A 24859-nucleotide genomic window follows, 5' to 3' on the forward strand; every position below is an offset into this window, starting at 1 on the left:
AGCCGACCATGAGGACGCCATGGGAGCCATCTATCCTGATCTGCAGGGTCAGGTCGTCATCGTCACCGGCGGCGCAGGCGGGATCGGCGCGGCCGTTGTCGAGGCCTTCGCGGCCCAGGGGTGCCGGGTCGGCTTTCTGGATGTCGATGCTGTCCGGGGCCCCGCGCTGGAGGCCGGGATCGCCCGCAAGGGCCGCGGCGAAGCGCTGTTCGTGGCCTGCGACCTGACGCGAATCGAGGATCTGCGCGCGGCGATCGGACAGGTCCGCGACCGCTTCGGTCCGATCGACGCCCTGATCAACAACGCTGCGCACGATGAACGCCACCAGACCCTCGAGGTGACCGAAGACTACTGGGACGGGCGGATCGCGGTGAACCTGAAACACCAGTTCTTTGCCGCCCAGAGCGTGCTGCCGGACATGATCGCGCGCGGGCGCGGTTCGATCCTGAACCTCGGCTCGACATCGTGGATGATCGGTCAGGGCGGCATGGCCGCCTATACGGCCTCCAAGTCCGCGGTGCTCGGACTGACACGGTCTCTGGCCCGCGACTTCGGAGAGCACGGCGTGCGGGTCAACGCCCTCGCCCCCGGCTGGATCATGACCGAGCGACAGCTGGAACACTGGGTCACGCCGGAGACCGAGAAGGACATCTACAAGAACCAGTGCCTGAAGCGGCGGCTGCTTCCTGACGACATCGCGCGCGTCGCCGTCTTCCTGACCTCCGACGAGGCCTCGGCCATCACCAACCAGCACTACGTCGTCGACGGCGGCTGGACCTGAAATCGACCATGAACAAACCACTGCGCAGCCGGGCCTGGTTCAACAATCCCGACAATCCCGACATGACCGCCCTCTATCTGGAGCGGTATCTGAACTACGGCCTGACCCGCCGGGAGCTGCAGTCGGACAAGCCGATCATCGGGATCGCCCAGACCGGTTCGGACCTGAGCCCGTGCAACCGGCATCACCTCGTCCTGGCCGAACGGGTCCGCGAAGGCATCCGCGAAGCCGGCGGCATCGCCATGGAGTTCCCGGTCCATCCGATCCAGGAGACCGGCAAGCGGCCGACGGCGGGACTTGACCGAAACCTCGCCTATCTGGGCCTGGTCGAGAGCCTTTACGGCTATCCCCTCGATGGCGTGGTTCTGACCATCGGCTGTGACAAGACCACGCCCGCCTGCCTGATGGCCGCTGCGACCGTCGACATGCCGGCCATCGCCCTGTCCGTGGGCCCCATGCTGAACGGCTGGCACAAGGGCGAGCGGACCGGTTCGGGGACCATCATCTGGAAGGCACGCCAGATGATGGCGGCCGGCGAGATCGACTACGAAGGCTTCGTCGAACTGGTTGCGTCGTCGGCACCGTCCGTCGGCTACTGTAACACCATGGGTACGGCGACGACGATGAACTCGCTGGCCGAGGCCCTGGGCATGTCCCTGCCCGGCTCGGCCGCGATCCCGGCCCCGTATCGCGAACGCGCGCAGGTCGCCTACGAGACCGGTCGCCGGATCGTGGAGATGGTGCACGAGGACCTGAAGCCGTCCGACATCCTGACGCGCGAGGCCTTCCACAACGCGATTGTCGTGAACTCCGCGATCGGGGGGTCGACCAACGCCCCTATCCATCTGACGGCCCTGGCGCGCCATGCCCACGTCGATGTGCCGCTGCAGGACTGGCAGACGCACGGCCTGCATGTGCCCCTGCTCGTCAATCTGCAGCCGGCCGGGCAGTACCTCGGCGAGGATTATTTCCACGCCGGTGGGGTACCCGCCGTCGTGCACGAGCTGATGCAGAAGGGCCTGATCCACGAGGACGCCCTGACCGTCACGGGCCGGACCATCGGCGAGAACTGCCGCGGCAAGGCAACGGACCTGCCCGACGTCATCAAGCCCTTCGACGCGCCGATGAAGGCCGATGCCGGGTTCGTCGTCTTCACCGGCAATCTGTTCAACTCGGCGATCATGAAGCTGAGCGTGATCAGTCCCGAGTTCCGCGAACGCTATCTGTCCGACCCCGCCGACCCCAATGCGTTCGAAGGTCCTGCGGTCGTGTTCGACGGTCCGGAAGACTATCACCACCGCATCGACGATCCCGACCTGGGCATCACCGAGCGGACCCTGCTGTTCATGCGCGGAGCCGGGCCCATCGGCTATCCGGGCGCGGCCGAAGTCGTGAACATGCAGCCGCCGGCCCATCTGATCCGCCAGGGCGTGACCGCCCTGGCCTGTATCGGCGACGGTCGACAGTCGGGCACCTCGGGCTCCGCCTCGATCCTCAACGCGTCTCCAGAGGCGGCGGCGGGCGGCAATATCGCCCTCCTCCGGACCGGCGACCGGGTCCGGATCGACCTCAATACCGGCCGGGCCGACATCCTGATCTCCGACGAAGACCTGGCCGGGCGGCGCGCCGCGCTCGAGGCCGCGGGCGGCTATCGCTACCCCGCGTCCCAGACGCCCTGGCAGGAAATCCAGCGGGGCATGGTCGGCCAGCTGGAAACCGGTGCCGTGCTGGAGCCCGCCGTAAAGTATCACCGCATTGTGGATCGCTTCGGCCTGCCCCGGGACAGCCATTGATGCCCGGGACGGGACGCGCGCCCGTTCGCGTCCCAATCGGTCGGTTCGCCCCCTGCCCCATCCGTGATTCGAACGCTTTGGCGCGCTGACCGACGCCCCGTTACGTCGGACCGCTATGGCAGATCCCATCGGAACGGCGGGCGAGACCGGGCCCACGGCCGGAGTCAGCCGGTTGCCGGCGCACACGACCATGGCCATTCGACCATTTATGGCCCAGACTCCCGGCGCCGCATTGATCTCGCTCAAACCGGAGATCGAGGACCTGCGGCATCGGCTTGAAGGCAAGGAGGACCGGAGCGTGCTGGAGTTGAAGGCGCTTCCCGCGGGGTGCGCGGATCGTCGGCGGGACAATGCGTGCGCGGCCTGCGGTGCGCGGCCCCTGAGCGTCTGCGCCAGCATGGACGATGCCGATCTCGCCCGTCTCGACGCGCTGGCCGAACACCTGACCTTGAACGTCGGCGACACCCTGATACGCGCGGACGATCCGGCCCGTCATGTCTTCAACATCACATCGGGGTCCGTGCGGGTCTACCGGCTGCTGTCGGATGGCCGTCGCCAGATCACGGGCTTTCTGTTCGCGGGCGACTTCCTCGGCCTGGCGACCGGCGAGACCTATGCGTTCTCGGCCGAGGCGATCGAGCCCGTCACCGCTTGCCGCTTCCGCAAGAGCGAGTACCGGGCGCTGATCCGCGAGACGCCAGCGCTGGAGACCGCCCTTCTGGAGCGGGCGACCCACGAGTTGGCGGCTGCGCAGAACCAGATGCTGCTGCTGGGGCGCAAGACGGCGCTCGAACGCGTCGCGACCTTCCTGCTGGAGATGCCGTCCCATGATCCGGCGCGGCCGGGCCCACAGGGCCGGGTTCACCTGCCCATGACGCGCGCCGAGATCGCCGACTATCTGGGCCTGACCATCGAGACCGTCAGCCGGGTCCTCACCCGGTTGAAGACCCAGGGCCTGATCCGGCTGGTGTCGCTGACGGAAATCCGCATCGAGCGGCCGGAAGCGCTGCGCGCCGTGGCCGACGGCGAGGCCTGAACCCGACGGTTTGACCGAAGTCAAAGACCGCCCGCGCCGGCGGCTCTAGGCGGGGTTCGGTGTCGGTCGCGGGGACCGGCGATCCGGAGCCCGATCATGAGCCTGGCCCATGCCGTCTGCGCGCAGACCCAACGTAGCCTGCGGGTCGCCTCGCTGATCGGGCGCTATGACGCCAACCTGCCGCGCTACACCAGCTATCCGACGGCGGCGCAGTTCACGCCTGATGTGGGGTCGGAAGACTGGGCGGCCTGGCTGGCCATGGTCCCGGCCGCCGAGGCGGCCTCGCTGTATGTTCACATCCCCTTCTGCAGGACGCTGTGCTGGTACTGCGCCTGCAACACGCGAGCGGTGAACCGTGCGGAGACGATCAAGAGCTATGTCGATCTTCTGATCGACGAGGCCCGGCTGGCGCAGGCGGCGCTGGGCCGACGCCAGCGCGTGTCCCGGCTGCATCTGGGCGGCGGCACGCCCAATATGGTGGCCGTGGACGATCTGGACCGCCTCTTTGCAGGCCTGAGGCAGGCCTTCGCGTTCGGCCCGGAGGCCGAGATCGCGGCCGAACTCGACCCTTCGAGTCTGACCCGAACCTGGGTCCGGGCCGCCGCCCGCAACGGCCTGAACCGGGCCAGTCTGGGCGTGCAGGATCTGTCTCCGCGCGTCCAGCACGCCATCAATCGCTTCGAGCCGTTCGCGACGGTCGCGCGGGCGGCCGACTGGCTGTGGGACGCCGGCGTCGGATCGCTCAATCTGGATCTGATGTACGGGCTGCCCCTGCAGACGCGTGACGACCTGCTGACCACCCTGGACCAGGTCACGACCCTGAGACCGGCGCGCATCGCCCTGTTCGGCTACGCCCACGTGCCCTGGCTGAAGCCACACCAGAGGCTCATCAACGAAGCCGACCTGCCGGGGCCCGACGAGCGGTTCGCCCAGAGTCAGGCCGCAGCCGCCTATCTGACCGACGCAGGCTATCAGGCCATCGGTCTGGATCACTTCGCCCTGCCCGAAGACAGTCTGGCGATCGCCGCGCGGACGGGCTGCCTCCACCGCAATTTTCAGGGGTACACGACGGACGACGCAGCGACGCTCATCGGCCTGGGCGCCTCCTCGGTGGGACGAACGCCTCAGGGCTATGTGCAGAACCATGCGGTCGAGCGGGACTGGCGCGCCGCCGTGGCCGGGGGCCGTCTGCCGGTCGCGCGGGGGCTGGCCCTGACGCCGGACGACCGCCGCCGCGCCGAGGTCATCGAGCGGCTGATGTGCGACTTCTCCGTTCGTCTTCCGGAGATCGAACAGGCGCATGGTCCGGCACCGGACCGGTTCGCAGCCGCCCTGGCCAGGCTCGCGCCGCTGGTCGAGGACGGCCTTGTCGTCTGCGCGGACGGACTGGTCTCGGTGACGGATCTGGGCCGGCCTTTCGTCCGTCTCGTCTGCGGCGCCTTCGACACCTCGCTCGCGCCTTCGGCCGGCAGACACGGCCGGATGATCTGAGGTTTGCGATGGATCAAGGCGTCTGGCGGACCTTCGGCTCACACCGTCCGCGACGCCTCCAACCGGCCGCATTCCGCGACCGGACCGCGTCGTGGACCTCAAGATGCGCTCGCACACCTCTCTCCGGATCGCCGCTCTAGGAGCCGGCCTGGCCCTCGCTGCCCTCGCCGCCCCCGCCTCCGCCCAGGACTGGCAGGTCGCCCGGAAAGGCGACTGGATCGTCACTGGCCGGATCACCGATGTCGCCTCGAGCGCCGACGATGCGATCACGACGGCGGCGGGTGCCACGACGGGCCTGCACGTCGATGTCGGCTATGACGTCATGCCCACGCTCGGATTCACCTACTTCGTGACCGACCACATCTCGGTCGAGGCGATCCTGGGGGCCACCCAGCACGAGATCCGGGCCCAGGGCGGCACGACCGATGTCGCGGTGCACGAGACCTGGGTGCTGCCGCCTGTGGTTACGCTGCAGTATCGCCTGGCCCCCGAAGCGCGCGTCAGTCCCTATGTCGGGGCCGGACTGAACTACATGCTGTTCTTCAGCGGCGAGAACCGGAACGGCTATGACGTGAAGCTGGACGACGGCCTGGGCTATGCGCTTCAGGCGGGCGCGGACATCGCGGTGTCGGGCCCCTGGACCGTCAATGTCGACGTCAAGAAGGTCTGGTTCAACACAGACGCCAGCATCAACGCCGGCGCGCTGAAAAGCGACGTGAACCTCGATCCCTGGGTCCTCTCCCTCGGCATCGGCCGGAAGTTCTGACCGTGAACGCGACGACGGTCCCGGAGACGCCTCCGATGCCCGGCGGTGCCGTGGCGGCGGTCGTCGCGCTGCTGGATTCGTGCCGGTTGATGGCGCTCGCCGTCAACCGGCCGGACGGCTGGCCGCAGGTCACGATGGTCGGCTATGTGAACGAAGGCCTGAACCTGTATTTCGTGACGGCCCGCAACAGCCAGAAGATGGCCAATATCCGGGCCGATCCCCGGGTGTCGGTCACGGTGTTCAGCGAGGCCCGGCACGGGGACGCCGTCGGCGTTTCGCTGGCCGGCCGCGCCGAGGAGGTCATCGATACGCTGATGGTCGAGCGGCTCAACCGGATGGTCGCGGAACGCTATGCGGACCTGAACGTCTTTGGTCCCGGCGCGGATTCGGTCGCCGTCGTCCGCGTCCGGCCGGAGATCCTCTCCCCCGTCGGCGTCACGGCCGGCCGGAGCACTGCTCAGACCTACAGCCTGTCCAGGGACGGCCGGCCGGGGGTGCCCTGAAGGGCGGCCGTCCCCCGGATCGCTACGCCGCGACCGGCATCCGGGCGACGTTGCAGTGGGTCCACAGGGCGTCCATGGCGGTGACCAGCCTGTCCATCATGCCGTCGTCGTGGTTCGGCGACGGGGTGAAGCGCAGCCGCTCGGTGCCCTTGGGCACGGTCGGATAGTTGATCGGCTGGACGTAGATGCCGTGGTCTTCCAGCAGCATGTCCGAGATCATCTTGGCGTGGACCGGATTGCCCACGAACACGGGCACGATGTGGCTCTCGCTGGGCATGACCGGAATGCCGGCCTCGGCGAAGCGGCGCTTCAGCGTCTCGGCCCGCTCCTGATGCGCGTCGCGCAGCTCGGGGTGCGTCTTGAGGTGGCGGACCGAGGCCAGGGCCCCGGCGGTCAGGGCCGGCGGCAGGCTGGTGGTGAAGATGAAGCCCGAGGCCCAGCTGCGCACCGCGTCCACGATCACCGCGTCGGCGGCGATATAGCCGCCCATGACGCCGATGGCCTTGCCGAGGGTGCATTCGACGATGTCGATGCCGTCCAGAACCCCGTCCCGCTCGGCCACGCCCGCGCCCGTCGCCCCGTACAGGCCGACCGCATGGACCTCGTCGAGATAGGTCAGGGCGCCGTATTTGCGCGCCAGGGCGATGGTGCCGGCCAGGTCGGCGATGTCGCCGTCCATCGAATAGACGCTCTCGAACGCCACCAGCTTGGGCGCATCGGCCGGAGCCGCCGCCAGCAGGGTCTCCAGATGCGCCAGGTCGTTGTGCAGGAACACATGCCGCTCGCAGCCGCCGTTGCGGATGCCCGCGATCATCGAGGCGTGGTTCAGGCTGTCGGAGAAGATGATCAGACCGGGCAGGATGCTCTGCAGCGTCGTCAGCGTCGCCTCATTTGCCACATAGCCCGAGGTGAACAGGAGCGCGGCTTCCTTCTGGTGCCAGGACGCCAGCTCGGCCTCCAGGTCCACCGCCGAGCGCGTCGTGCCCGAGATGTTGCGCGTACCGCCGGCCCCGGCGCCCACGGCGTCCAGCTCGGCCGACATGGCCTCCAGCACCTCGGGATGCTGGCCCATGCCCAGATAGTCGTTGGAGCACCAGATCACGCAGTCCTGCTCGGACCCGTCCTCGCGCCGGCGCACGGCCTTGGGGAACTGTCCGCGCACCCGCTTCAGATCGGCGAAGACCCGGTAGCGGCCCTCGTCCCGGACCTGGTCGACGGCGGACTGGAAGGCTGAGGTGTAGTCGAACCGGCCGATGACGCCGCACGTCACGCTGCGGCACCGCACACAGGACGGGCGCGAAGCATCGAGAGGCCCGCGGCCGCCGTTCCGAGCGCTGCCGCCAGACAGGCGATCGCCCCGAAACAGGCCGCGCAGTGCCCGCTCATCGGCCCGCACAGGCCGGCGGATATCGCCATATGATCCAGCGCCGCCACGGCCAGGGCCGAGGCCAGAAGCCCCAGCGAACAGGCCAGGACCAGCAGGCCGCCGGCAAGGATCTTGCGCTCTTGGTCGTCAGTGATCGGCATTTCGGCCCTCCGTCCGCCATCACACCCCAAATGAAGCGGACGTGCTTTGCGCTAGATCAAAGCTGGTTCTGCTGCGGTGCGGCAAAGACCCCGGAGACAAGGGGGCGTGCATGCCGAATCGACCACAGACTGACGAACTCGCGTTCGGCGCCATCACGCTGTTCGTGACGCTGGGGCTACTGACGATCGTCGCCCTTCTGGCGACGGCCTTTACCGACGACCCGGCCTTCCGCTTTCACGGGACGATCCTGCTGATCGCCGGCGTGCTGTCGCTCGCAGCCATGACCCTGGGCATCAACAACGGACGGTTCCGGGCCGACCCTCTGCGCTACTCGGACGGCGTCATCCGCGCCGGGGTCATCGCGACGATGTTCTGGGGCGTCGTGGGCATGCTGGTCGGCGTCTTCATCGCGTCCCAGCTGTCCTGGCCGAACATCTTCTATTTCCCCGAGGCCGGCTGGCTGAACTTCGGCCGGCTTCGCCCCCTCCACACCTCCGGCGTGATCTTCGCCTTCGGCGGTAACGCCCTGATCTGCACGTCCTTCTGGGTCGTTCAGCGGACGTGCCGGGCGCGTCTGGCGGGGGGCATGTGGCCGTGGTTCGTCTTCTGGGGCTACCAGCTGTTCATCGTCCTGGCGGCGACCGGCTACCTGGCGGGCATCACCCAGTCGCGCGAGTACGCCGAGCCGGAATGGTACGTCGACCTGTGGCTGACCATCGTCTGGGTCGCCTATCTGCTGGTGTTCCTGGGCACGATCTGGAAGCGCAAGGAGCCGCACATCTATGTGGCCAACTGGTTCTACCTGGCCTTCATCGTCACCGTCGCCCTGCTGCACCTGGTCAACAACGCCGCCGTGCCCGTCGGCCTGCTGGAAGCCCGCAGCTACTCGGCCTTCGCCGGGGTCCAGGATGCGCTGGTCCAGTGGTGGTACGGCCACAACGCGGTCGGCTTCTTCCTGACCGCCGGCTTCCTGGCCATGATGTACTATTTCGTGCCCAAGCGGGTCGAGCGGCCGATCTACTCCTACCGGCTGTCGATCGTGCACTTCTGGTCGCTGATCTTCATCTACATCTGGGCCGGACCGCACCACCTGCACTACACGGCCCTGCCGCAGTGGGCCCAGACCCTCGGCATGACCTTCTCGATCATGCTGTGGATGCCGTCCTGGGGCGGGATGATCAACGGCCTGATGACCCTGTCCGGGGCCTGGGACAAGCTGCGCACCGACCCCGTGGTCCGCATGATGGTCGTGGCCATCGCCTTCTACGGCATGTCGACCTTCGAGGGACCGCTGATGGCGATCCGGACGGTCAACGCGCTGTCTCACTACACCGACTGGACCATCGGCCACGTCCACTCCGGCGCTTTGGGTTGGGTCGGTTTCATCAGCTTCGGGGCGATCTACTGCCTCGTTCCGTGGTTGTGGAAGAAGGACCGGCTGTATTCGAACGCCCTGGTCGAGTGGCATTTCTGGATCGCGACGACCGGGATCGTTCTCTACATCACCGCGATGTGGGTCTCCGGTATCATGGAAGGTCTGATGTGGCGCGAATACACGCCCGACGGCTTCCTGGCGAACAGCTTCATCGAGACGGTGTCCGCCAAACACATCGAGAACGTCATCCGTGCTGTCGGAGGACTGATGTACCTGAGCGGAACCCTGATCATGTCCTACAATCTGTGGCGCACCGTCCGCATGCCGTCCGCGGAAAGCTCCGCGAACGTGCCGACGACGACGATCGCGCCGCACCTGCTGCCGGCCGAGTGAGGATCAGACCATGTGGAAGAAACACGGACCGCTCGAGCGGCACTCCCTGCTGCTGGTTCTCGGCATCGTCATCGTCGTTTCGATCGGCGGGATCGTCGAGATCGCCCCCCTGTTCTGGGTCGAGAGCACGATCGAGGAGGTCGAAGGGGTTCGCCCCTACACGCCCCTCGAACTGGCCGGGCGCGACATCTACATCTCGGAGGGCTGCTACAGCTGCCACTCGCAGATGATCCGCCCACTGCGCGATGAGGTCGAACGCTACGGCCACTACAGCCTGGCGGCGGAGAGCATGTACGACCACCCCTTCCAGTGGGGCTCCAAACGCACCGGGCCGGACCTGGCGCGGGTCGGGGGCAAATACTCGAACGAATGGCACCGGGAGCACCTGGGCGATCCCCGGGCCGTGGTGCCGGAGTCCAACATGCCTCCGTACCGCTTCCTGGCCGACCAGGACCTGGACCTGCATGCCATCCGCGCCAAGCTGGTCGCCATGCGGACGGTCGGCGTGCCCTACACCGACGATCAGATCGAGAACGCCGATGCCGACGCCCGGGCCCAGGTCGACGTCTATGCCAGCGAGACCTCGGCCCTGCGCGGTCGCTACGGGCCCAGGATCGTCCAGGGCGATTTCGACGGTGATCCCGCGCGTCTGACCAAGATGGACGCCCTGATCGCCTACCTTCAGCAACTCGGCACGATGGTCGATTTCCGCACCTTCCAGGCCGAAGACCCGGACAACATGCGATGAGCGGCGTGGACTACGAGACCGTGGCGCGCTTCGCCCAGCAGGGCGGGCTGATCTACTTCGGCACCATCTTCTTCGCCGGGATCGCCTACGCGCTCTGGCCCCGCAATGGCGAGGCCTTCCGCCGCCTCGCCCAACTCCCGCTCGAGAAGGACGAGGACGACCATGTCTGAACGCGAGCACGATGATCACTCCGGCGTCGAGACGACCGGTCACGAATGGGACGGCATCAAGGAGCTGGACAATCCGTTGCCCCGCTGGTGGCTGTGGATCTTCTACGGCTGCATCGCCTTCTCGATCGGCTACTGGGTCCTGATGCCGGCCTGGCCGGGTCTCAGCGGCTATACGCCGGGTTTGCTGAAGCAGTCAGACCGAGCGGACGTGGTCCAGGAACTGAACGCGCTTCAGACCCGGCGCGGCCAGGACGAGGCCATGCTGATGTCGGCCAGCCTGCAGCAGATCGAAGCCGATCCCGCCCTGCAGGCCCATGCCCTCGCCGTCGGAACTTCGGTCTTCGGCGACAACTGCGCCAGCTGTCACGGCGCGGGCGGCGGCGGGGCCAAAGGCTATCCGAACCTGCGCGACGACGTCTGGCTCTGGGGCGGCTCGCTTGAGGAGATCGAGCACACGTTGAAGGTCGGCATTCGTTCCGGCCACGCCGACACCCGCTTCTCCCAGATGCCGGCCTTCGGCCGGGACGGTCTGCTGAAGGGCGATCAGATCGCGGATCTGACGGAGTATGTCGTGGCGCTCTCGGGGCGACCCGCCGACGCCGCGGCCGTCGCCCGCGCCACGCCCCTGTTCGCGGACAACTGCGCCGCCTGTCACATGCCGACCGGCGTGGGATCCCGCGAGTTCGGGGCCCCGAACCTGACGGATCGCGAATGGCTGAACGGTTCGGACCGGGCCGCGATCGCGGGCCAGCTCCAGAACGGACGGAACGGCGTCATGCCGACCTGGGAGGGCCGCTTCTCGCCTGCGGTTATCAAGGCGCTCGCGGTCTATGTCCACGTCAACGCCGGCGGCGGCGAGCCCTCCGTGACCAGGGTTGAAGCCCCCGCGCCATGACCATCATCATCGACCGGACCCGCGAGAAGCCGGCGTCCGTGGGTCCGGTTTCGGTCGCCGAGCGTCAACGCGAGAAGGCCAGGCCGAAGGGCCTGTATCAGGCGCGGGTGCCCATCTACCCCAAGCTGGTGCACGGCCCCTGGCGCTGGCTGAAATGGGTCCTGCTGATCGTCATGCTGGCGATCTACTATATCACGCCGTGGATCCGCTGGGAGCGGCCGGGGGCCCTCCCGGACCAGGCGGTGCTGGTCGATTTCGAGGGCGGCCGGTTCTACTTCTTCATGATCCAGCTGTGGCCGCAGGAGGTCTATTTCATCACCGGTCTGCTGGTGATGGCGGCGCTGGCGCTGTTTCTGGTGACCGCGTTGTTCGGCCGGCTGTGGTGCGGCTACGCCTGTCCGCAGACGGTGTGGACCGACCTCTACATCCACGTCGAACGGCTGTTCGAGGGCGACCGGAACGCCCGCATGCGGCTGGACGCCGCCCCCACCTCGTTCAACAAGCTGTGGCGCAAGGTCGGCAAGCACGCGGTCTGGATCGGCATCGCCTTCGGCACCGGCGGGGCCTGGATCTTCTATTTCCACGACGCGCCGCAGCTGATCCGCAACTTCTGGGTCGGGACCGCCCCGATGACGGCCTATGTGTCGTGCGCCATCCTGACCTTCACCACCTATGTCTTCGCCGGCCACATGCGCGAGCAGGTCTGCACCTATATGTGCCCGTGGCCCCGCATTCAGGGGGCGATGCTGGACGACCAGTCGTTCCAGGTCACCTATCGCGCCGACCGCGGCGAGCCGCGCGGGCCGCACAAGAAGACCGAGAGCTGGACCGGCCGCGGCGACTGCATCGACTGCAACCAGTGCGTGGTCGCCTGCCCCATGGGCATCGACATCCGCAACGGGGCCCAGCTGGAATGCATCAACTGCGGCCTGTGCATCGACGCCTGCGACGAGATCATGGACAAGGTCGAGCGGCCGCGCGGGCTGATCGCCTATGACACCGACGCGGCCGTGGCGGCCCGCTGCGGCGGTCAGAAGCCGAAGCACAACCTGATCCGCCCCCGGACCCTGTACTACGCCGGGGCTCTGGTGGTGGTCAGCGGGCTGATGATCCAGGGCTTCCGCACCCGCGAGGCCATCGGCGTCCATGCCCTGCGCGACCGCAACCCCGCCTATGTCCAGCTGCAGGATGGCTCCGTCCGTAACGGCTACACGCTCAAGCTGGCCAACCACGGCTTCGAGACCGCCGCCGTGGAGATCCGCTATGCCGGTGTGCCTGGCGCGGTCCTGACCGACCCCGGGCATCCGGGCGCGGGGCCCCTGATCGTGGATCTGGCCCCCAATGTCGTGACCTCGATGCGCCTGTTCGTGACCGTTCCGACCGCCTATGCGGACGCCGCCGCCGAGGATGACGATGAGACCGGAGGAGACGACGACCTGGCCCGGCAGGACGCCCGCTTCGAGATCGTCTCCGGCGACCGCACCAGGGTGGTCGATACCGCCTTCGACTACGGGAGTTCCGACCGATGACCGCCCCTGCTGCACCGGGCCGCCCCCCGTTCACGGTCAAGGGCTGGCATGTCGCTGCCGGGGTGGTGGGCTTCTTCGCCATCGTGATCGGCGTCGACATCTCGTTCCTGGTGATCGCCTACCGGACGCATCCCGGCCAGGTGGAGGCCAAGCCCTATGAGACCGGCCTGATCTACAACGCCGAACTGGAACGGATGCGGGCGCAGGACGCCCTGGGCTGGCGGGCGGGGGCCCGCGCCACGCCGGTCGGGCTCGAGGTCGTGCTGGAGGACAGGGCCGGCGCTGCCCTGGAGGGCCTCGGCGTCTCGGCCCTGCTCCAGCGGCCGGCCACCGAACAGGGCCGCGCCGAGGTCCGGCTGACCGAAGTCGCGCCGGGCCAGTACGAGGCCCCCCTGACGCTCAAGGGCACCTGGGACGTGCGCATCGAGGCGAGGGACGGCACCGGACATCCGTTCATCGCCGAAAGGAGGCTGACGTGGCGATGACCCTCGATTCAGCGATCGGGCGCGACATGTCGGCCTTCGTCCGGCGGCGGGACGACGGTCGCGCCAGCCTCGACCTTCTGGTCACGGGGGCGCGGTGCGCGGGCTGTATGTCGAAGATCGAACGCGCGGTGTCGGCCCTGCCCGGCGTCGGCTCGGCCCGCCTCAATCTCTCGACCGGCCGTCTCGCGATCGAGGTGTCCGACCGGGCCATCGACCCCGACACCGTGATCCGGACCCTGGCGGGGCTCGGCTACCCGGCGACGGCCTACGATCCGGGCGCGGCCCTGCAACAGCGCGACCGCGAGGGGCGAAAGCTGATCCTCGCCCTCGCCGTCGCCGGTTTCGGGGCGATGAACGCCATGATGTTCTCGGTCCCCCTCTGGGCCGGGTTGTTCGACCAGGAACTCGGGCCGGCGACCCGGACGATGATGATGTGGATGTCGGCGGCCGTGGGCGCGCCCTGCGCCATCTTCGCCGGGATGACGTTCTTCGAGTCGGCCTGGCGATCTCTGCGCGCCGGACGCGCCAACATGGACGTGCCCATCTCGGTCGGCGTGATCCTGACCCTGGCCATCAGCTTCTCGGAGACGATCCTGAACGGCCGCGACGCCTATTTCGATGCGGCGGTCTCCCTGCTGTTTCTGCTGCTTATCGGTCGCTGGCTCGACCATCGGCTGAAGGCGAGCGCGCGAAGCGCCGCAGGCGACCTTCTGGCCCTCCAGGCGCCCACCGTCTGCGTCATCGACAGCGCCGGCCGTGCCCGGTCGGTGCCGCTCGGTGACGTCGCATCGGGCGACCGGATCCGGGTCCGGCCCGGCGACCGGATCCCTGTCGACGCCATCCTCGAGGACGGGATCGCCGTGCTCGACAACAGCCTCCTGACCGGGGAAAGCGCGCCGGAGCGCATCGCCCGGGGCCAGCTGTGCCGGGCCGGGGCGGTGAACCTGTCGGGCCTGCTCACCCTCAGGGCCGAGGCGGGATCCGAGGACTCCACCCTGGCCGAAATCGCCCGCCTGATCGACGCCGGGGCCCAGTCCCGGTCGCGCTACGTGCGCCTCGCGGACCGCGCGGCGGCGCTCTATGTGCCCGTGGTGCATGCCGCGGCCCTGCTGACCTTCGGGGGCGGCTGGGCGCTGGGGCTGGACCCGCGCGAGGCCCTGATCCGCGCCGTCGCCGTCCTGATCGTCACCTGTCCCTGCGCCCTCGGACTGGCCGTGCCGGCGGTTCAGATCGTGGCGTCCGCCCGCCTGTTCCGACGGGGGGTTCTGGTCAAGTCGGGGGCCGCGCTGGAGCGCCTGGCCGAGGTCGATCACGTCGTCTTCGACAAGACCGGGGTGCTGACCGAGGGGCGGCCGGTGCTCATCGAGACCTCCCCCGTCGTCGTCAGCATGGCCGCGCCGCTGGCCCGGGCCACGAACCACCCGATGGCCCGGGCCGTGGCCCGCGCCGCGGGCGACGGACCCGTGGCGACGGACGTCGTCGAGCACGCAGGGCTCGGCGTCGAGGGGCTGATCGACGGCCAGCGGGCGCGCCTGGGCCGCGCAGCCTTCGTCGGCGTTTCGACCCTGCGGGCGGCGGAGACGGAACTCTGGTTCGGCTTCGAGGACGGGCCGAAGGTCCGTTTGCGCTTCTCCGATTCACCCAGACCCGACGCCGCGAAGACGGTCGCCGCCCTGCGAGCCCTGGGACTCAGCGTCGAGATCCTGTCCGGCGACCAGGCGAGCGTCGTCGAAACCGTGGCGCACAGCGTGGGCATATCGGCCTGGCGATCCGGCCTGCTGCCCGACGACAAGGCGGAGGCGATCGATCGTCTCGCCGCGGGCGGACGGAAGGTCCTGATGGTCGGAGACGGACTGAACGACGCCGCGGCCCTGGCGCGCGCCCACGCGGCGATCGCGCCGGGATCCGCGATCGAGGCCAGCCAGAACGCCGCGGACCTGGTCCTCACCCAGGACAGTCTCATGGCCGTCGTGGAAGCCATCACCGTGGCCCGGTCCGCCCGCCGCAGGGCGCTGGAGAATTTCGGCTTCGCGGCGCTCTACAATCTGGTCGCCGCCCCGGCCGCCATGCTCGGCCTGGTGAACCCCTTCATCGCGGCGCTCGCCATGTCGGGGTCTTCGCTGGTCGTCACCCTGAACGCGCTCAGGCTCCGGGGCGCGCGATGAACATCCTGCTTCTGCTCGCGCCGTTCTCCGTCCTGCTGGGCCTTCTGGCTGTGGGTGCGTTCGTCTGGACGCTGCGCGCGGGCCAGTACGACGACGTCCAGGGTGCCGCCGCACGCATCCTGATCGACGAGCCGGCCCCGCTCCCGCCGCGCCTGCCCGGAGAGGTCCCGCCCCGGGATCCGCCGACCTGAAAGAAAAGGGCGGCAGGCCGAGGAGCCGGCCCACCGCCCAAAGGCAGGGATAGATCAGGCGTGGACCGAGGTCCGGGCCTACATCCGAAGCGACAGACGCAGGCCGTAGGTCCGGGGCGGGCGGATCTGGTTGTAGATCACGCCGGGCTTGGCCGGGCTCTGGGACGAGTTGGCGAAGACCAGTTCGTCCTCGATGTTGTTGATGAAGCCCGTGATCGCGAGGTTGCCGGACGGGGTTTCCCACGTCACCCGGGCGTTCGACATCATGTAGCCGTCCTGACGCCCCTGCTCGAGGTAGTCGAGCGACAGATAGCGCGAGGATTCCAGCCGGGTATCGGCCGCGAGGATCAGGCGGCCGCGATCCTCGAGCTCCAGCGTCTTCACATAGCCCAGCTGCAGCGACCAGTCCGGGGCGTTGACCAGGGGCTGGCCCGAACAGTCGACGTCATAGATCCGCGCCGTGGCGCTGGCCCCGGTGAGGGTGGTCGGCGTGATCGGACAACCGATGGCGGGCGCGGCACCTGTGGTCGAATAGGCCTGGTACTTCAGCTCGTCGTAGGTGGCGTCCAGATACTGGAGGTTGGCCGAGAACTGGTCCGAGGCGGTGGGCTGATAGACCAGCTCAAGTTCCAGGCCGGCGATCGTCGCCGCCCCGGCGTTCTCGGTCAGATAGATGGGGCCGAAGATCGGCCCGCCGGGCGTCGAGGCGACCTGGACGGGACCCAGGTGCGAGACCTGCTGGTCGGTGTAGTCCCAGAGGAAGGCCTCGCCGTTCAGCTGAAGCGTGTTGTCGAAGAAGCGGTTCTTGGAGCCCAGCGTATAGGCGACCATGCTTTCGGGGGCCGAGAAGCCGTTGACCTGGGCCGGGAACAGGACGCCCGATTTGAAGCCGGTGGCGATGGTCGCATAGAGCAGCGACGCGTCGCCGGCATCGTATTCCACGCCCGCCTTGTAGGTCACCTTGTCGAAGTCGATGTCGGCCGCGACGTCCGAGCGGAGGTCGAGGATGATCGGCACGAGCGGGAAGACACCCGGAACGAAGCCGACGAACGGCAGGGTGTGGGCCTCGGTCACCTGGCTCTTCTCGTCCTTGGTGTAGCGCAGGCCGCCGGTGACCCTGAAGCGATCTGTCAGGCTCCAGGTCGCCTGACCGAAGACGGCCGTGCTGTCGGTGCCCAGATCGGACAGGATGCGCGTGCCGTTGCTGCCCTGATCGAAGCGCTGATTGGCATCGACGGTCTCGGAGAAAACATAGGCCCCCGCGACCCAGGTCAGCTGACCCACCGTGCCGGACAGCCGCGCCTCGAGGGAGCTCTGTTCCGACTGCTCCTCGATGTCGATCAGGAAGCTGGAGGCGTAGCCGCGGAAGTCGAGATCGGTCTTGCGGTAGGCCGGGATGACGGTCAGCTGGGCGAAGCCGAGGTCGGCATTGATGGTCGTGGAAATGCCGAAGAAGGTGTTGTCCTGATAGCCGTCATTCCTGGCGATGATCTGGGGCACGGGCGCGGTCGGGGGCCGACCCACATAGGCGGCGATGACGCGCGGATCGCTGGGTCCCAGACGGTTGTCGCCATCGACCAGCGGAAGGATCGTCCCGCCCGAGCCCATGCCGCCGACATCGGCATAATCGATCGACAGGATGGCGCTGAGCCGGTCGCTGAACTCGCCGCGCAACTGACCGCGGACCGCCCAGGTGTCCTCGTCGTCGTAGCCGTCGCTGAAGTAGCCGTCGTGCTGGGCCATCTGCCCGGCCAGACGAAGCGCGAACCGGTCGCCCAGCGGCAGGTTCACGGCCCCGGACGTCTTGAAGGCATCATAGTTGCCGTACTCCGTCGTCAGATTGCCGCTGGTCTCGTTCAGACGCGGCTTGGCGGTGATGACGTTGACCGCGCCGCCCGTGGCGTTGCGGCCGTAGAGCGTTCCTTGCGGACCCTTGAGGACTTCCAGGCGCTCGAGGTCATAGAACAGCCCGGCGGGCGCGGCGGGCCGGGACAGATAGATGCCGTCGAGGTTGAACGCGACGCCCTGTTCGGCGAAGGCGTTGGCCCCGAAGGTGCCGACGCCGCGCAGATAGATCTGGGTGAACGAGGAGGCCGGCGCGATCTGAAGCGCAGGCACCAGGCGGGTCAGGTCGGTCGCCTGGGTGATGCTCTGTTCGGTCAGCGTCTCGCCGTCGACGGCGCTGACGGCGATGGCCGCGCGCTGCAGGTTTTCCTCGCGGCGCTGGGCGGTGACGACGATGTCGTCGAGGCCGGTATACTCCTGATCATCGATCGGATCGGCGGCCGAGCCGGCAGTCTGGGCCTGGACAGAAAACGGCACGCAGGCGCACAGGATCGCTGCCCCCGTCAGCAGGAATTTCTTCACGGCATCCTCCCCGGATTTATGTATCGCTGCTCTGCGGCAGATCGAACCTTACCGTGGACAGGCCTCATCTATTTGTGAAATCATTTGTTTCGATTGGAATGAACCAATTCGATGGATGGTTAGATGCGTTTCAAGGGCCTCGACCTGAACCTGCTCGCGGCGCTGGATGTGCTGCTGGAGTGCCGGAGCGTTTCCCGGGCAGCGGACATCCTGAACCTCAGCCAGCCGGCCGTCAGCGCGGCCCTGGGTCGCCTGCGGGTTTTCTTCGGCGACGACATCCTGACCACCCACGGCAAGCGGATGTACCCGACGCCCTATGCCGAAGCGCTTATGCCCCAGGTCCGGGAGTGTCTGCGCGGGGTCGAACTGATGATCTCCTCGTCAACCGTCTTCGATCCGGCGACCAGTCATCGGGTGTTCCGGCTCGTCGCCTCGGACTTCGTCATCGTGGCCGCCATCGTGCCCCTGGTGGCCCGGCTGGTCGACATCGCGCCCGACATCCGCCTGGAGATGGTCCTGCCCAATGAGCTGAGCGTCGAACAGGTGCTGCAGGGCAAGGCCGACCTGCTCATCACGCCGGAGGACTTCGCCTCGCCCGAGCTGGCCAGCGAACTGCTGTTCGAGGAGACCCACGTGGTGGCGGGATGGAGCGAGAACCCCCTGTTCCAGCGTCCCCTGACCGAGGACGACCTTCTGGGGGCCGGACATGTCGCTGTCGCCATGGGCAACGCGCGCCTGTCGGTGTTCAGTGACAAGCATTTCGCCCTGCTGGGCAAGGACCGCCGGGTGCAGGTCACGACGGCGTCCTTCACCACGGTCCCGTGGCTGCTCAAGGACACGATGCGGCTCGCCGTCATGCACGAGCGGCTGGCCCGGGCCATGAGCGCCTATTTCCCCATCGCCTATGCTCCCCTGCCCTTCGAGGTGCCGGCGATGCGCCAGATGATGCAGTTCCACACCACCCGCCGCACCGATGTCGGGCTGGCCTGGCTGCGAAGCCAGCTGCGCGAGATCTCCGCCTGAGCGTCGAGACCGGTCGGATCGGTTTGGTGGATGGATTTCTATCCAAACAATCACATTTACAGATGACGCCTCGCACCTATCGTCACCCCACACACGCTCTCGCCAGAAGAGCGACGCGAGGGACGGTCTGTGAAAGCTCTGAAAATCCTGGTGGTCGGCGGCGGCATCGGCGGCCTGACATCGGCCATCGCCCTGCGGCGCGAAGGCTTCGCCGTCGATGTCATCGAACGGGACCCGACCTGGTCGGTCTACGGCGTCGGCATCATCCAGCAGGGCAACGTCATCCGCGCGATGAAGGATCTGGGCATCCTCGATGACTATATCGGGGCCGGCTTCGGCTTCGATCACGTCGATGTCCACATCCCGACCGGACAGCGTGTGGCGCATATCCCGACGCCCAAGCTGGTCGAGGGCTATCCCTCCAACGTCGGCATCGGTCGCAAGGCGCTGCACAAGGTGCTGGGCGACCGGGCCAAGGCATCCGGCGCGGACATCCGGCTGGGCGTCACGATCGCCGACCTGACCGATGACGGCGCGGGCGTGGACGTCGTCTTCAGCGACGGGACGTCCGGCCGCTATGACGTCGTGATCGGCGCCGACGGGCTGTACTCGACCACACGGGCCCAGATCCTGCCCGACGCCCCCGGGCCGAAGTTCACGGGTCAGGGCGTGTGGCGCTACAATCTGGAGCGCACGCCCGGCGTGACCGACCTGTGCGCCTACGAAGGCCCGATCGGCATCGGTCTGGTGCCTCTGTCCGACAGCCTGATGTACATCTTCGTCACCTCGCCGGAGCCGGACAATCCGCGCTATCCGCACGACGCTCTCGCCAGCACCTTCCGCTCCAAGCTGGATCGCGCGATCTCGCCCGAGATCCTGGCGCTGAAGGAGCAGATCACGGTCGACGACGACGTCGTCTACAAGCCGCTGGAATGGATCTTCCTCGAAGGTGACTGGCACAGGGGCCGGGTCGTCCTGCTGGGCGACGCGGTCCACGCCACCACGCCTCACCTCGGACAGGGGGCCGGGATGGCGATCGAGGACTCGATCGTCCTGGCCCAGGAACTGGCGCGCGCGGACAGCCTGGAAGACGCCTTCACCGCCTATCGCACGCGCCGGTACGACCGCTGCAAATACATCGTCGAGGCCTCGCGCGCGATCTGCGAGGGCCAGATCGGTACCGGTCCGATCGTCGAGAACGCCAGGGCCACGCAGGAGATGTTCCGCGTCGTGGCCCAGCCCATCTGATTACCCGAGTTCAAGGAAACCAACCCGATGGCGAGAGTCAGCGATATTCGATACGTCGGCTACGGCGTCACCGACCTGGAGGCGGAGCGGCGGTTCTATGCCGACACCTGGGGCCTGCGCGAGGTCGGGGAAAAGGACGGCCTGATCCATTTCGCGGCCCAGGGCGACGACGAGCTCTATGTCGTCCGCTTGAGGGCTGCGGATCGCAAGCAGGTCGACATCATCGCCTTCGCCGCCGACACCCGCGAGGACGTGGATCAACTGCATCGCAATGTGGTCGAGGCGGGCTGCAAGGTCGTGTTCGCCCCGCGCGATCTCGACACCCTGGGCGGGGGCTACGGGTTCCGCTTCTTCAGCCCCGACGGGCTGCCGTTCGAGATCTCCAGCGACGTCGCCACGGGCGAGCAGCGGACCCTGGCCCGCTGGGAAGGCATTCCGCAGAAGATCAGCCACATCGTCCTGCATTCGCCCAAGCACAAGGAGGCCGCCGACTTCTTCACCGACGTGCTGGGCTTCCGGGTCTCGGACTGGCTCGGCGACTTCATGGGCTTTCTGCGGTGCAACGAGTGGCACCATCGGCTGGCCGTCCTGCCCGGCCCGCCCTGCCTGAACCACGTCGCCTATGACGTCGCCAGCGTGGACGACATGATGCGGGGCATCGCGCGCCTGAAGCAGCACGACATCGACATCAAATGGGGTCCCGGTCGCCATACGGCGGGCAATAACACCTTCAGCTATTTCGTGACGCCGGGCGGATTCGCGGTGGAATACACGTCCGAACTGGAGAAGGTCGACGACGACACCTGGGTCGCCCAGGTCCACGTCCCCACCCCCACGACGATGGATCAGTGGGGCATCGGCATCGGCGGTCCGCAGACCATGCCGCATCCGGAACCGGACGCCGGTCTGTTCCAGCCGGTCGGGGTCTGACGCGTGGCGCTGTTTGAATACTTCCCGAACTACGTCTGGAATCTGTCGGTCGCCATCGCGCTGGAGAGCGGTGGCCAGATCGGCGAGATCGTCGACATGTGCCAGCCGCTGCTGGACGCCGCCGCCAAGGGCGAGGATGCGGGCACGCTCCGGTTCGCCGAGGAATGGACGAAGAAAGCCGACGTCCTGATCGGGCTGGCGGCCGAGGACGCGGCGCTGGGCCGCGAGTTTTCGGCCGGGACCAAGCTGGAGCGGGCGGCGCTGTATCTGCTGGTCGGCGAACGCATGCAGGGCCACGGCCATCCGGGCCGGGCCGAGACCTTCGCCAAGGCGCAGGATGCCTTCAAGCGGGCGATGGCGCTGGGCGACACCGGCGTCGAGCGGGTCGAGATCGCCTACGAGGGCACGACCTTCCCGGCCCTGTTCTGCCGCGCGCCGGGGGATGGGCCCAAACCCGTCGTCGTCTATTGCAACGGCCTGGATAGCTCCAAGGAGCTGCTCTACTGGTCGCACCTGCACACCGCCCTGGCGCGGCGGGGCATCTCGACCCTGCTGGTCGATCAGCCCGGAACCGGCGAGGCGCTGCGGCTGAAGAACCTGGCGGCCACGCCCCATTCGGAACGCTGGGCGACGCCGGCGCTGGAATGGCTGTCGAGCCAGCCCGACGTCGATGCCAGGCGTATCGGCATGACGGGTATCTCGCTGGGCGGCCACTATGCGCCGCGCGCCGTGGCCTTCGAGCCGCGCTTCGCCGCCGGCGCCGTCTGGGGGGCCAATCACAACTGGGCCGAGGTGCAGCAGAAGCGGCTGCGTCGCGAGGGCGAAAACCCCGTCCCCCACTACTGGAGCCACGTCATGTGGGTCTTCGGGGCCTCCGACATGGACGACTTCCACGAGAAGACGAAGGACATGACGCTGGACGGGGTGATGGAGAAGATCGCCGTGCCCTTCCTGGTGACCCACGGCGAGAAGGACCGCCAGATCGGTCTGGACTACGCCCATCAGAGCTTCGACCAGCTGACCAACAGCCCGAACCGCCAGCTGAGGATCTTCACCGCGCGCGAAGGCGGCGTCGAACATGTGGGGGCCGACAACATGTCATTCGGACGCGACTTCATCGCCGACTGGTTCGCCGACACCCTCGGCGGACGGACAAAGGCCTGACCATGACCGATCTGAAGAGCTACATCGCCCGCGAATCCACCATCGGCTCGATCATCAACCTCGCGATCGGATCGGCCTTCTATCTGGCCGTGTTCCGGGGCCAGACCGACCCGGCCGTCTGGGGGGCCAAGGGGCTGATCGTCGACTGCCTGCCGCAGGGCTTCATGGTCGGTCTGATGAGCATCATCCCGGCCATGCTGATCACCCGGAAGCGCGTCAACGCGGGCCTTCACATCCCGACGGACATGCCGGGCGGCTGGCTGCCGCGGAACGTGTTCGCACGGGGTGTCGTCGTCGCCCTGGCCACCATGGTCGGGCTTGTGGCGATCGCCGCCGGACTGGCGGCCGCGACCGGGGTCCAGAGCCTGCCGTTCTGGGCGGGCTTCGCGCTCAAGGCCCTGCCCGGCCTGATCGTGCCGTGGATCGTCATTCCGCCGGCGATCCGGGTCGCGCTAGCCCAGGCCCCGTCCACGCCCCTCGTCCGGACCTGAGGACTGACCATGCCCCGTCGCTTCGTCGATCTGTCGATCTTCCTGGACAACGATACCGTCGCCGACCCGCCCTTCATGCGGCCCAAGATCACCTTCCAGACGCATGCCGAGACGGTGGCGGAGGCCCAGACCTTCTTCCCCGGCGTGGCGGCCGAAGACTTCCCGGGCGGTCAGGGGTTCGCGGCGTCCGAGACGATGACGATCACGACCCACAACGGCACCCATATGGACGCGCCGTGGCACTATCACCCCACGATGAACGGCGGCGAGCGCGCCATCACCATCGATGAAGTGCCGCTGGAGTGGTGCTTCCAGCCGGGCGTGAAGCTGGACTTCCGCCATCTGCCCGACGGCCATGTCGTCACCGCCGCCCAGGTCGAGGCCGAACTGGCCCGCATCGGCCACACCCTGAGTCCGCTCGAAATCGTACTGGTCAACACGGCCGCGGGGGCTGCCCTGGGCACACCGGCCTTTCTCGGAAGCGGGATCGGCATGGGCTATGAGGCCACCATGTATCTGCTGGAGCGCGGCGTGAGGGTCACCGGGACCGACGCCTGGTCCTGGGACGCGCCCTTCAGCCATACGGCGCGGCGCGTCAGCGAAACCGGCGACACCTCCCTGATCTGGGAGGGGCACAAGGCGGGCCGCGACATCGGCTATTGCCACATGGAGAAGCTGGCGAACCTCGATGCGCTGCCGCCGACCGGGTTCACCGTGTCCTGCTTCCCCCACAAGGTGCGGGGCGGCTCGGCCGGATGGACCCGGGCCGTCGCCATCTTCGAGGATGACGCGGCATGAGGCTGGCCACCCTCAGGACCGCCTCGCCCGACGGAAGGCTGGTCGTGGTCTCCGCCGACGGCCTGCGTTGTCTGGACGTCCCCGGTTTCCCCACCCTGCAGGCCGCGCTGGACGACTGGACCGGGGCCGCACCCCGGCTGGCGGGGCTCGACCGGCAACTGGCCGCGGGTGAAGGCGAGCCCCTGGCGACGGGGGACCTGCTCGCCCCCCTGCCCCGCGCGTGGCAGTGGCTCGACGGCTCGGCCTTCCGCAGCCACGGCCAGCTTATGGAGCAGCTGTTCGGCAGTCCCCCGCCGCCGCCCGGACGTCCGCTGATGTATCAGGGCCTGTCCCATCGCTTCCTGTCCGCGACCGAGGACGTCGTCCTGCCGCGCACCGAGGACGGCATCGACTTCGAGGGCGAGTTCGGCGTCATCACCGATGCCGTCCCCATGGGGGTGGCGCCCGAAGAGGCGCTGGGACACATCCGGCTGATCGTGCAGATCAACGACTGGTCGCTGCGGGTGCTGGCTCCGGTCGAGATGAAGACCGGCTTCGGCTGGGTCCAGGCCAAGCCCGCCTGTTCGGCCGCGCCCTTCGCCGTGACGCCCGACTCGCTGGGGGAGGCCTGGCGTGACGGCCGTGTGCACCTGCCCCTGACCGTCGACTGGAACGGGCAGCGGTTCGGCGCGCCGCAGGGCGGTGTGATGGAGTTCGGCTTTCACGACCTGATCGCCCATGCCGCGTCGACGCGCGACCTGTGCGCGGGGACCATCATCGGCTCGGGCACCGTGTCCAATCCCGACTATCGCGACGTCGGCTCGACCTGCATCGCCGAGCGGCGGGGCATCGAGATGCTGGACGAGGGATCGGCCCGGACCGCCTACATGCAGTTCGGTGACCGGGTGCGGATGGAGTGCACCCTGCCGGACGGGCGCACCCTGTTCGGGGCCATCGATCAGACGGTACGGAGCCCCCGGGCCTGACGGCCGGACGGCGCGGCCGGCCGC

24 protein-coding genes are annotated in these 24859 nt (G+C 68.0%); 21 read left to right on the top strand and 3 right to left on the bottom strand.

Annotation, left to right across the window (positions count from 1 at the left end; translation table 11 throughout):
- Positions 1-19 precede the first annotated feature (19 nt).
- The 6 genes from BRESU_RS10355 (at position 20) to BRESU_RS10380 (ending at position 6370) form a co-directional block, all read left to right on the top strand.
- Positions 20-781, top strand: coding sequence for an SDR family NAD(P)-dependent oxidoreductase (locus BRESU_RS10355; RefSeq protein ID WP_013269498.1), 762 nt, complete (start codon positions 20-22; stop codon positions 779-781).
- Positions 782-789: 8 nt separating this feature from the next.
- Positions 790-2574: an IlvD/Edd family dehydratase gene (locus BRESU_RS10360; protein WP_013269499.1), complete on the top strand. Its 1785-nt coding sequence runs from the start codon at positions 790-792 to the stop codon at positions 2572-2574.
- Positions 2575-2689: 115 nt separating this feature from the next.
- The gene (locus tag BRESU_RS10365; protein WP_013269500.1) at positions 2690-3610 is read left to right on the top strand and encodes a helix-turn-helix domain-containing protein; all 921 of its coding nucleotides are present in this window, start codon (positions 2690-2692) and stop codon (positions 3608-3610) included.
- 96 nt (positions 3611-3706) lie between these two features.
- Entirely contained in the window at positions 3707-5101 is a 1395-nt protein-coding gene (gene hemN / locus BRESU_RS10370) for an oxygen-independent coproporphyrinogen III oxidase (protein ID WP_013269501.1), read from the top strand.
- 103 nt (positions 5102-5204) lie between these two features.
- On the top strand, positions 5205-5867 hold the full coding sequence (locus BRESU_RS10375; protein WP_013269502.1) for an OmpW/AlkL family protein: 663 nt from the start codon (positions 5205-5207) through the stop codon (positions 5865-5867).
- A 2-nt stretch (positions 5868-5869) separates the two neighbouring features.
- A complete protein-coding gene (locus BRESU_RS10380) occupies positions 5870-6370 on the top strand; it encodes a pyridoxamine 5'-phosphate oxidase family protein (RefSeq protein WP_156796150.1) in 501 nt (166 codons plus the stop codon).
- A gap of 22 nt (positions 6371-6392) precedes the next feature.
- On the opposite strand, the gene hemA is transcribed toward BRESU_RS10380, so the two are convergent.
- Positions 6393-7640, bottom strand: a complete 1248-nt coding sequence (gene hemA, locus BRESU_RS10385) for a 5-aminolevulinate synthase (protein ID WP_013269504.1) — start codon at positions 7638-7640, stop codon at positions 6393-6395.
- Positions 7637-7897, bottom strand: coding sequence for a hypothetical protein (locus tag BRESU_RS10390; protein WP_013269505.1), 261 nt, complete (start codon positions 7895-7897; stop codon positions 7637-7639). The genes hemA and BRESU_RS10390 overlap by 4 nt, the downstream gene beginning before the upstream one ends.
- A 281-nt stretch (positions 7898-8178) precedes the next feature.
- On the opposite strand from BRESU_RS10390, the gene ccoN reads away from it, so the two are divergent.
- Genes ccoN through ccoS form a run of 8 tightly spaced genes read left to right on the top strand, consistent with a single transcriptional unit; the run spans position 8179 to position 15849 of the window.
- Positions 8179-9666 carry a cytochrome-c oxidase, cbb3-type subunit I gene (gene ccoN / locus BRESU_RS10395; RefSeq protein ID WP_245528635.1) on the top strand — a complete coding sequence of 496 codons (1488 nt, stop codon included), beginning with the start codon at positions 8179-8181 and terminating at the stop codon, positions 9664-9666.
- A gap of 10 nt (positions 9667-9676) precedes the next feature.
- The gene (gene ccoO / locus BRESU_RS10400; RefSeq protein WP_013269507.1) at positions 9677-10414 is read left to right on the top strand and encodes a cytochrome-c oxidase, cbb3-type subunit II; all 738 of its coding nucleotides are present in this window, start codon (positions 9677-9679) and stop codon (positions 10412-10414) included.
- A complete protein-coding gene (locus tag BRESU_RS10405; RefSeq protein ID WP_013269508.1) occupies positions 10411-10584 on the top strand; it encodes a cbb3-type cytochrome c oxidase subunit 3 in 174 nt (57 codons plus the stop codon). Before ccoO ends, BRESU_RS10405 begins: the two co-directional genes overlap by 4 nt.
- Complete coding sequence (gene ccoP, locus BRESU_RS10410; protein ID WP_013269509.1) at positions 10577-11479, top strand: cytochrome-c oxidase, cbb3-type subunit III; 903 nt, start codon at positions 10577-10579, stop codon at positions 11477-11479. The genes BRESU_RS10405 and ccoP overlap by 8 nt, the downstream gene beginning before the upstream one ends.
- Complete coding sequence (gene ccoG, locus BRESU_RS10415; RefSeq protein ID WP_013269510.1) at positions 11476-13008, top strand: cytochrome c oxidase accessory protein CcoG; 1533 nt, start codon at positions 11476-11478, stop codon at positions 13006-13008. Before ccoP ends, ccoG begins: the two co-directional genes overlap by 4 nt.
- Complete coding sequence (locus BRESU_RS10420; protein ID WP_013269511.1) at positions 13005-13493, top strand: FixH family protein; 489 nt, start codon at positions 13005-13007, stop codon at positions 13491-13493. The genes ccoG and BRESU_RS10420 overlap by 4 nt, the downstream gene beginning before the upstream one ends.
- Positions 13490-15658: a heavy metal translocating P-type ATPase gene (locus tag BRESU_RS10425; RefSeq protein ID WP_013269512.1), complete on the top strand. Its 2169-nt coding sequence runs from the start codon at positions 13490-13492 to the stop codon at positions 15656-15658. Before BRESU_RS10420 ends, BRESU_RS10425 begins: the two co-directional genes overlap by 4 nt.
- Complete coding sequence (gene ccoS / locus BRESU_RS10430) at positions 15655-15849, top strand: cbb3-type cytochrome oxidase assembly protein CcoS (protein WP_013269513.1); 195 nt, start codon at positions 15655-15657, stop codon at positions 15847-15849. The genes BRESU_RS10425 and ccoS overlap by 4 nt, the downstream gene beginning before the upstream one ends.
- A gap of 78 nt (positions 15850-15927) precedes the next feature.
- Here the strand turns inward: ccoS and BRESU_RS10435 are convergent, their stop codons facing one another.
- The gene (locus BRESU_RS10435; protein WP_013269514.1) at positions 15928-18216 is read right to left on the bottom strand and encodes a TonB-dependent receptor; all 2289 of its coding nucleotides are present in this window, start codon (positions 18214-18216) and stop codon (positions 15928-15930) included.
- Between the two features lie 123 nt (positions 18217-18339).
- Between BRESU_RS10435 and BRESU_RS10440 the strand changes: the two genes are divergently transcribed.
- The 7 genes from BRESU_RS10440 to BRESU_RS10470 all read left to right on the top strand — a co-directional run bounded on the left by BRESU_RS10440 (position 18340) and on the right by BRESU_RS10470 (position 24835).
- A complete protein-coding gene (locus BRESU_RS10440; protein ID WP_013269515.1) occupies positions 18340-19239 on the top strand; it encodes a LysR family transcriptional regulator in 900 nt (299 codons plus the stop codon).
- 129 nt (positions 19240-19368) lie between these two features.
- Positions 19369-20487: an FAD-dependent oxidoreductase gene (locus BRESU_RS10445; protein ID WP_013269516.1), complete on the top strand. Its 1119-nt coding sequence runs from the start codon at positions 19369-19371 to the stop codon at positions 20485-20487.
- A 27-nt stretch (positions 20488-20514) separates the two neighbouring features.
- Entirely contained in the window at positions 20515-21417 is a 903-nt protein-coding gene (locus BRESU_RS10450) for a VOC family protein (RefSeq protein WP_013269517.1), read from the top strand.
- A gap of 3 nt (positions 21418-21420) precedes the next feature.
- Positions 21421-22581, top strand: coding sequence for an alpha/beta hydrolase family protein (locus tag BRESU_RS10455; protein WP_013269518.1), 1161 nt, complete (start codon positions 21421-21423; stop codon positions 22579-22581).
- 2 nt (positions 22582-22583) lie between these two features.
- A complete protein-coding gene (locus BRESU_RS16935) occupies positions 22584-23072 on the top strand; it encodes a hypothetical protein (protein ID WP_013269519.1) in 489 nt (162 codons plus the stop codon).
- 9 nt (positions 23073-23081) lie between these two features.
- Positions 23082-23870, top strand: a complete 789-nt coding sequence (locus BRESU_RS10465; RefSeq protein ID WP_013269520.1) for a cyclase family protein — start codon at positions 23082-23084, stop codon at positions 23868-23870.
- Positions 23867-24835 (top strand): fumarylacetoacetate hydrolase family protein, encoded by a 969-nt coding sequence (locus tag BRESU_RS10470; RefSeq protein WP_013269521.1) that lies wholly within the window; start codon positions 23867-23869, stop codon positions 24833-24835. The genes BRESU_RS10465 and BRESU_RS10470 overlap by 4 nt, the downstream gene beginning before the upstream one ends.
- Positions 24836-24859: the final 24 nt, after the last annotated feature.

This window comes from Brevundimonas subvibrioides ATCC 15264, from assembly GCF_000144605.1.
Classification (GTDB): domain Bacteria; phylum Pseudomonadota; class Alphaproteobacteria; order Caulobacterales; family Caulobacteraceae; genus Brevundimonas; species Brevundimonas subvibrioides.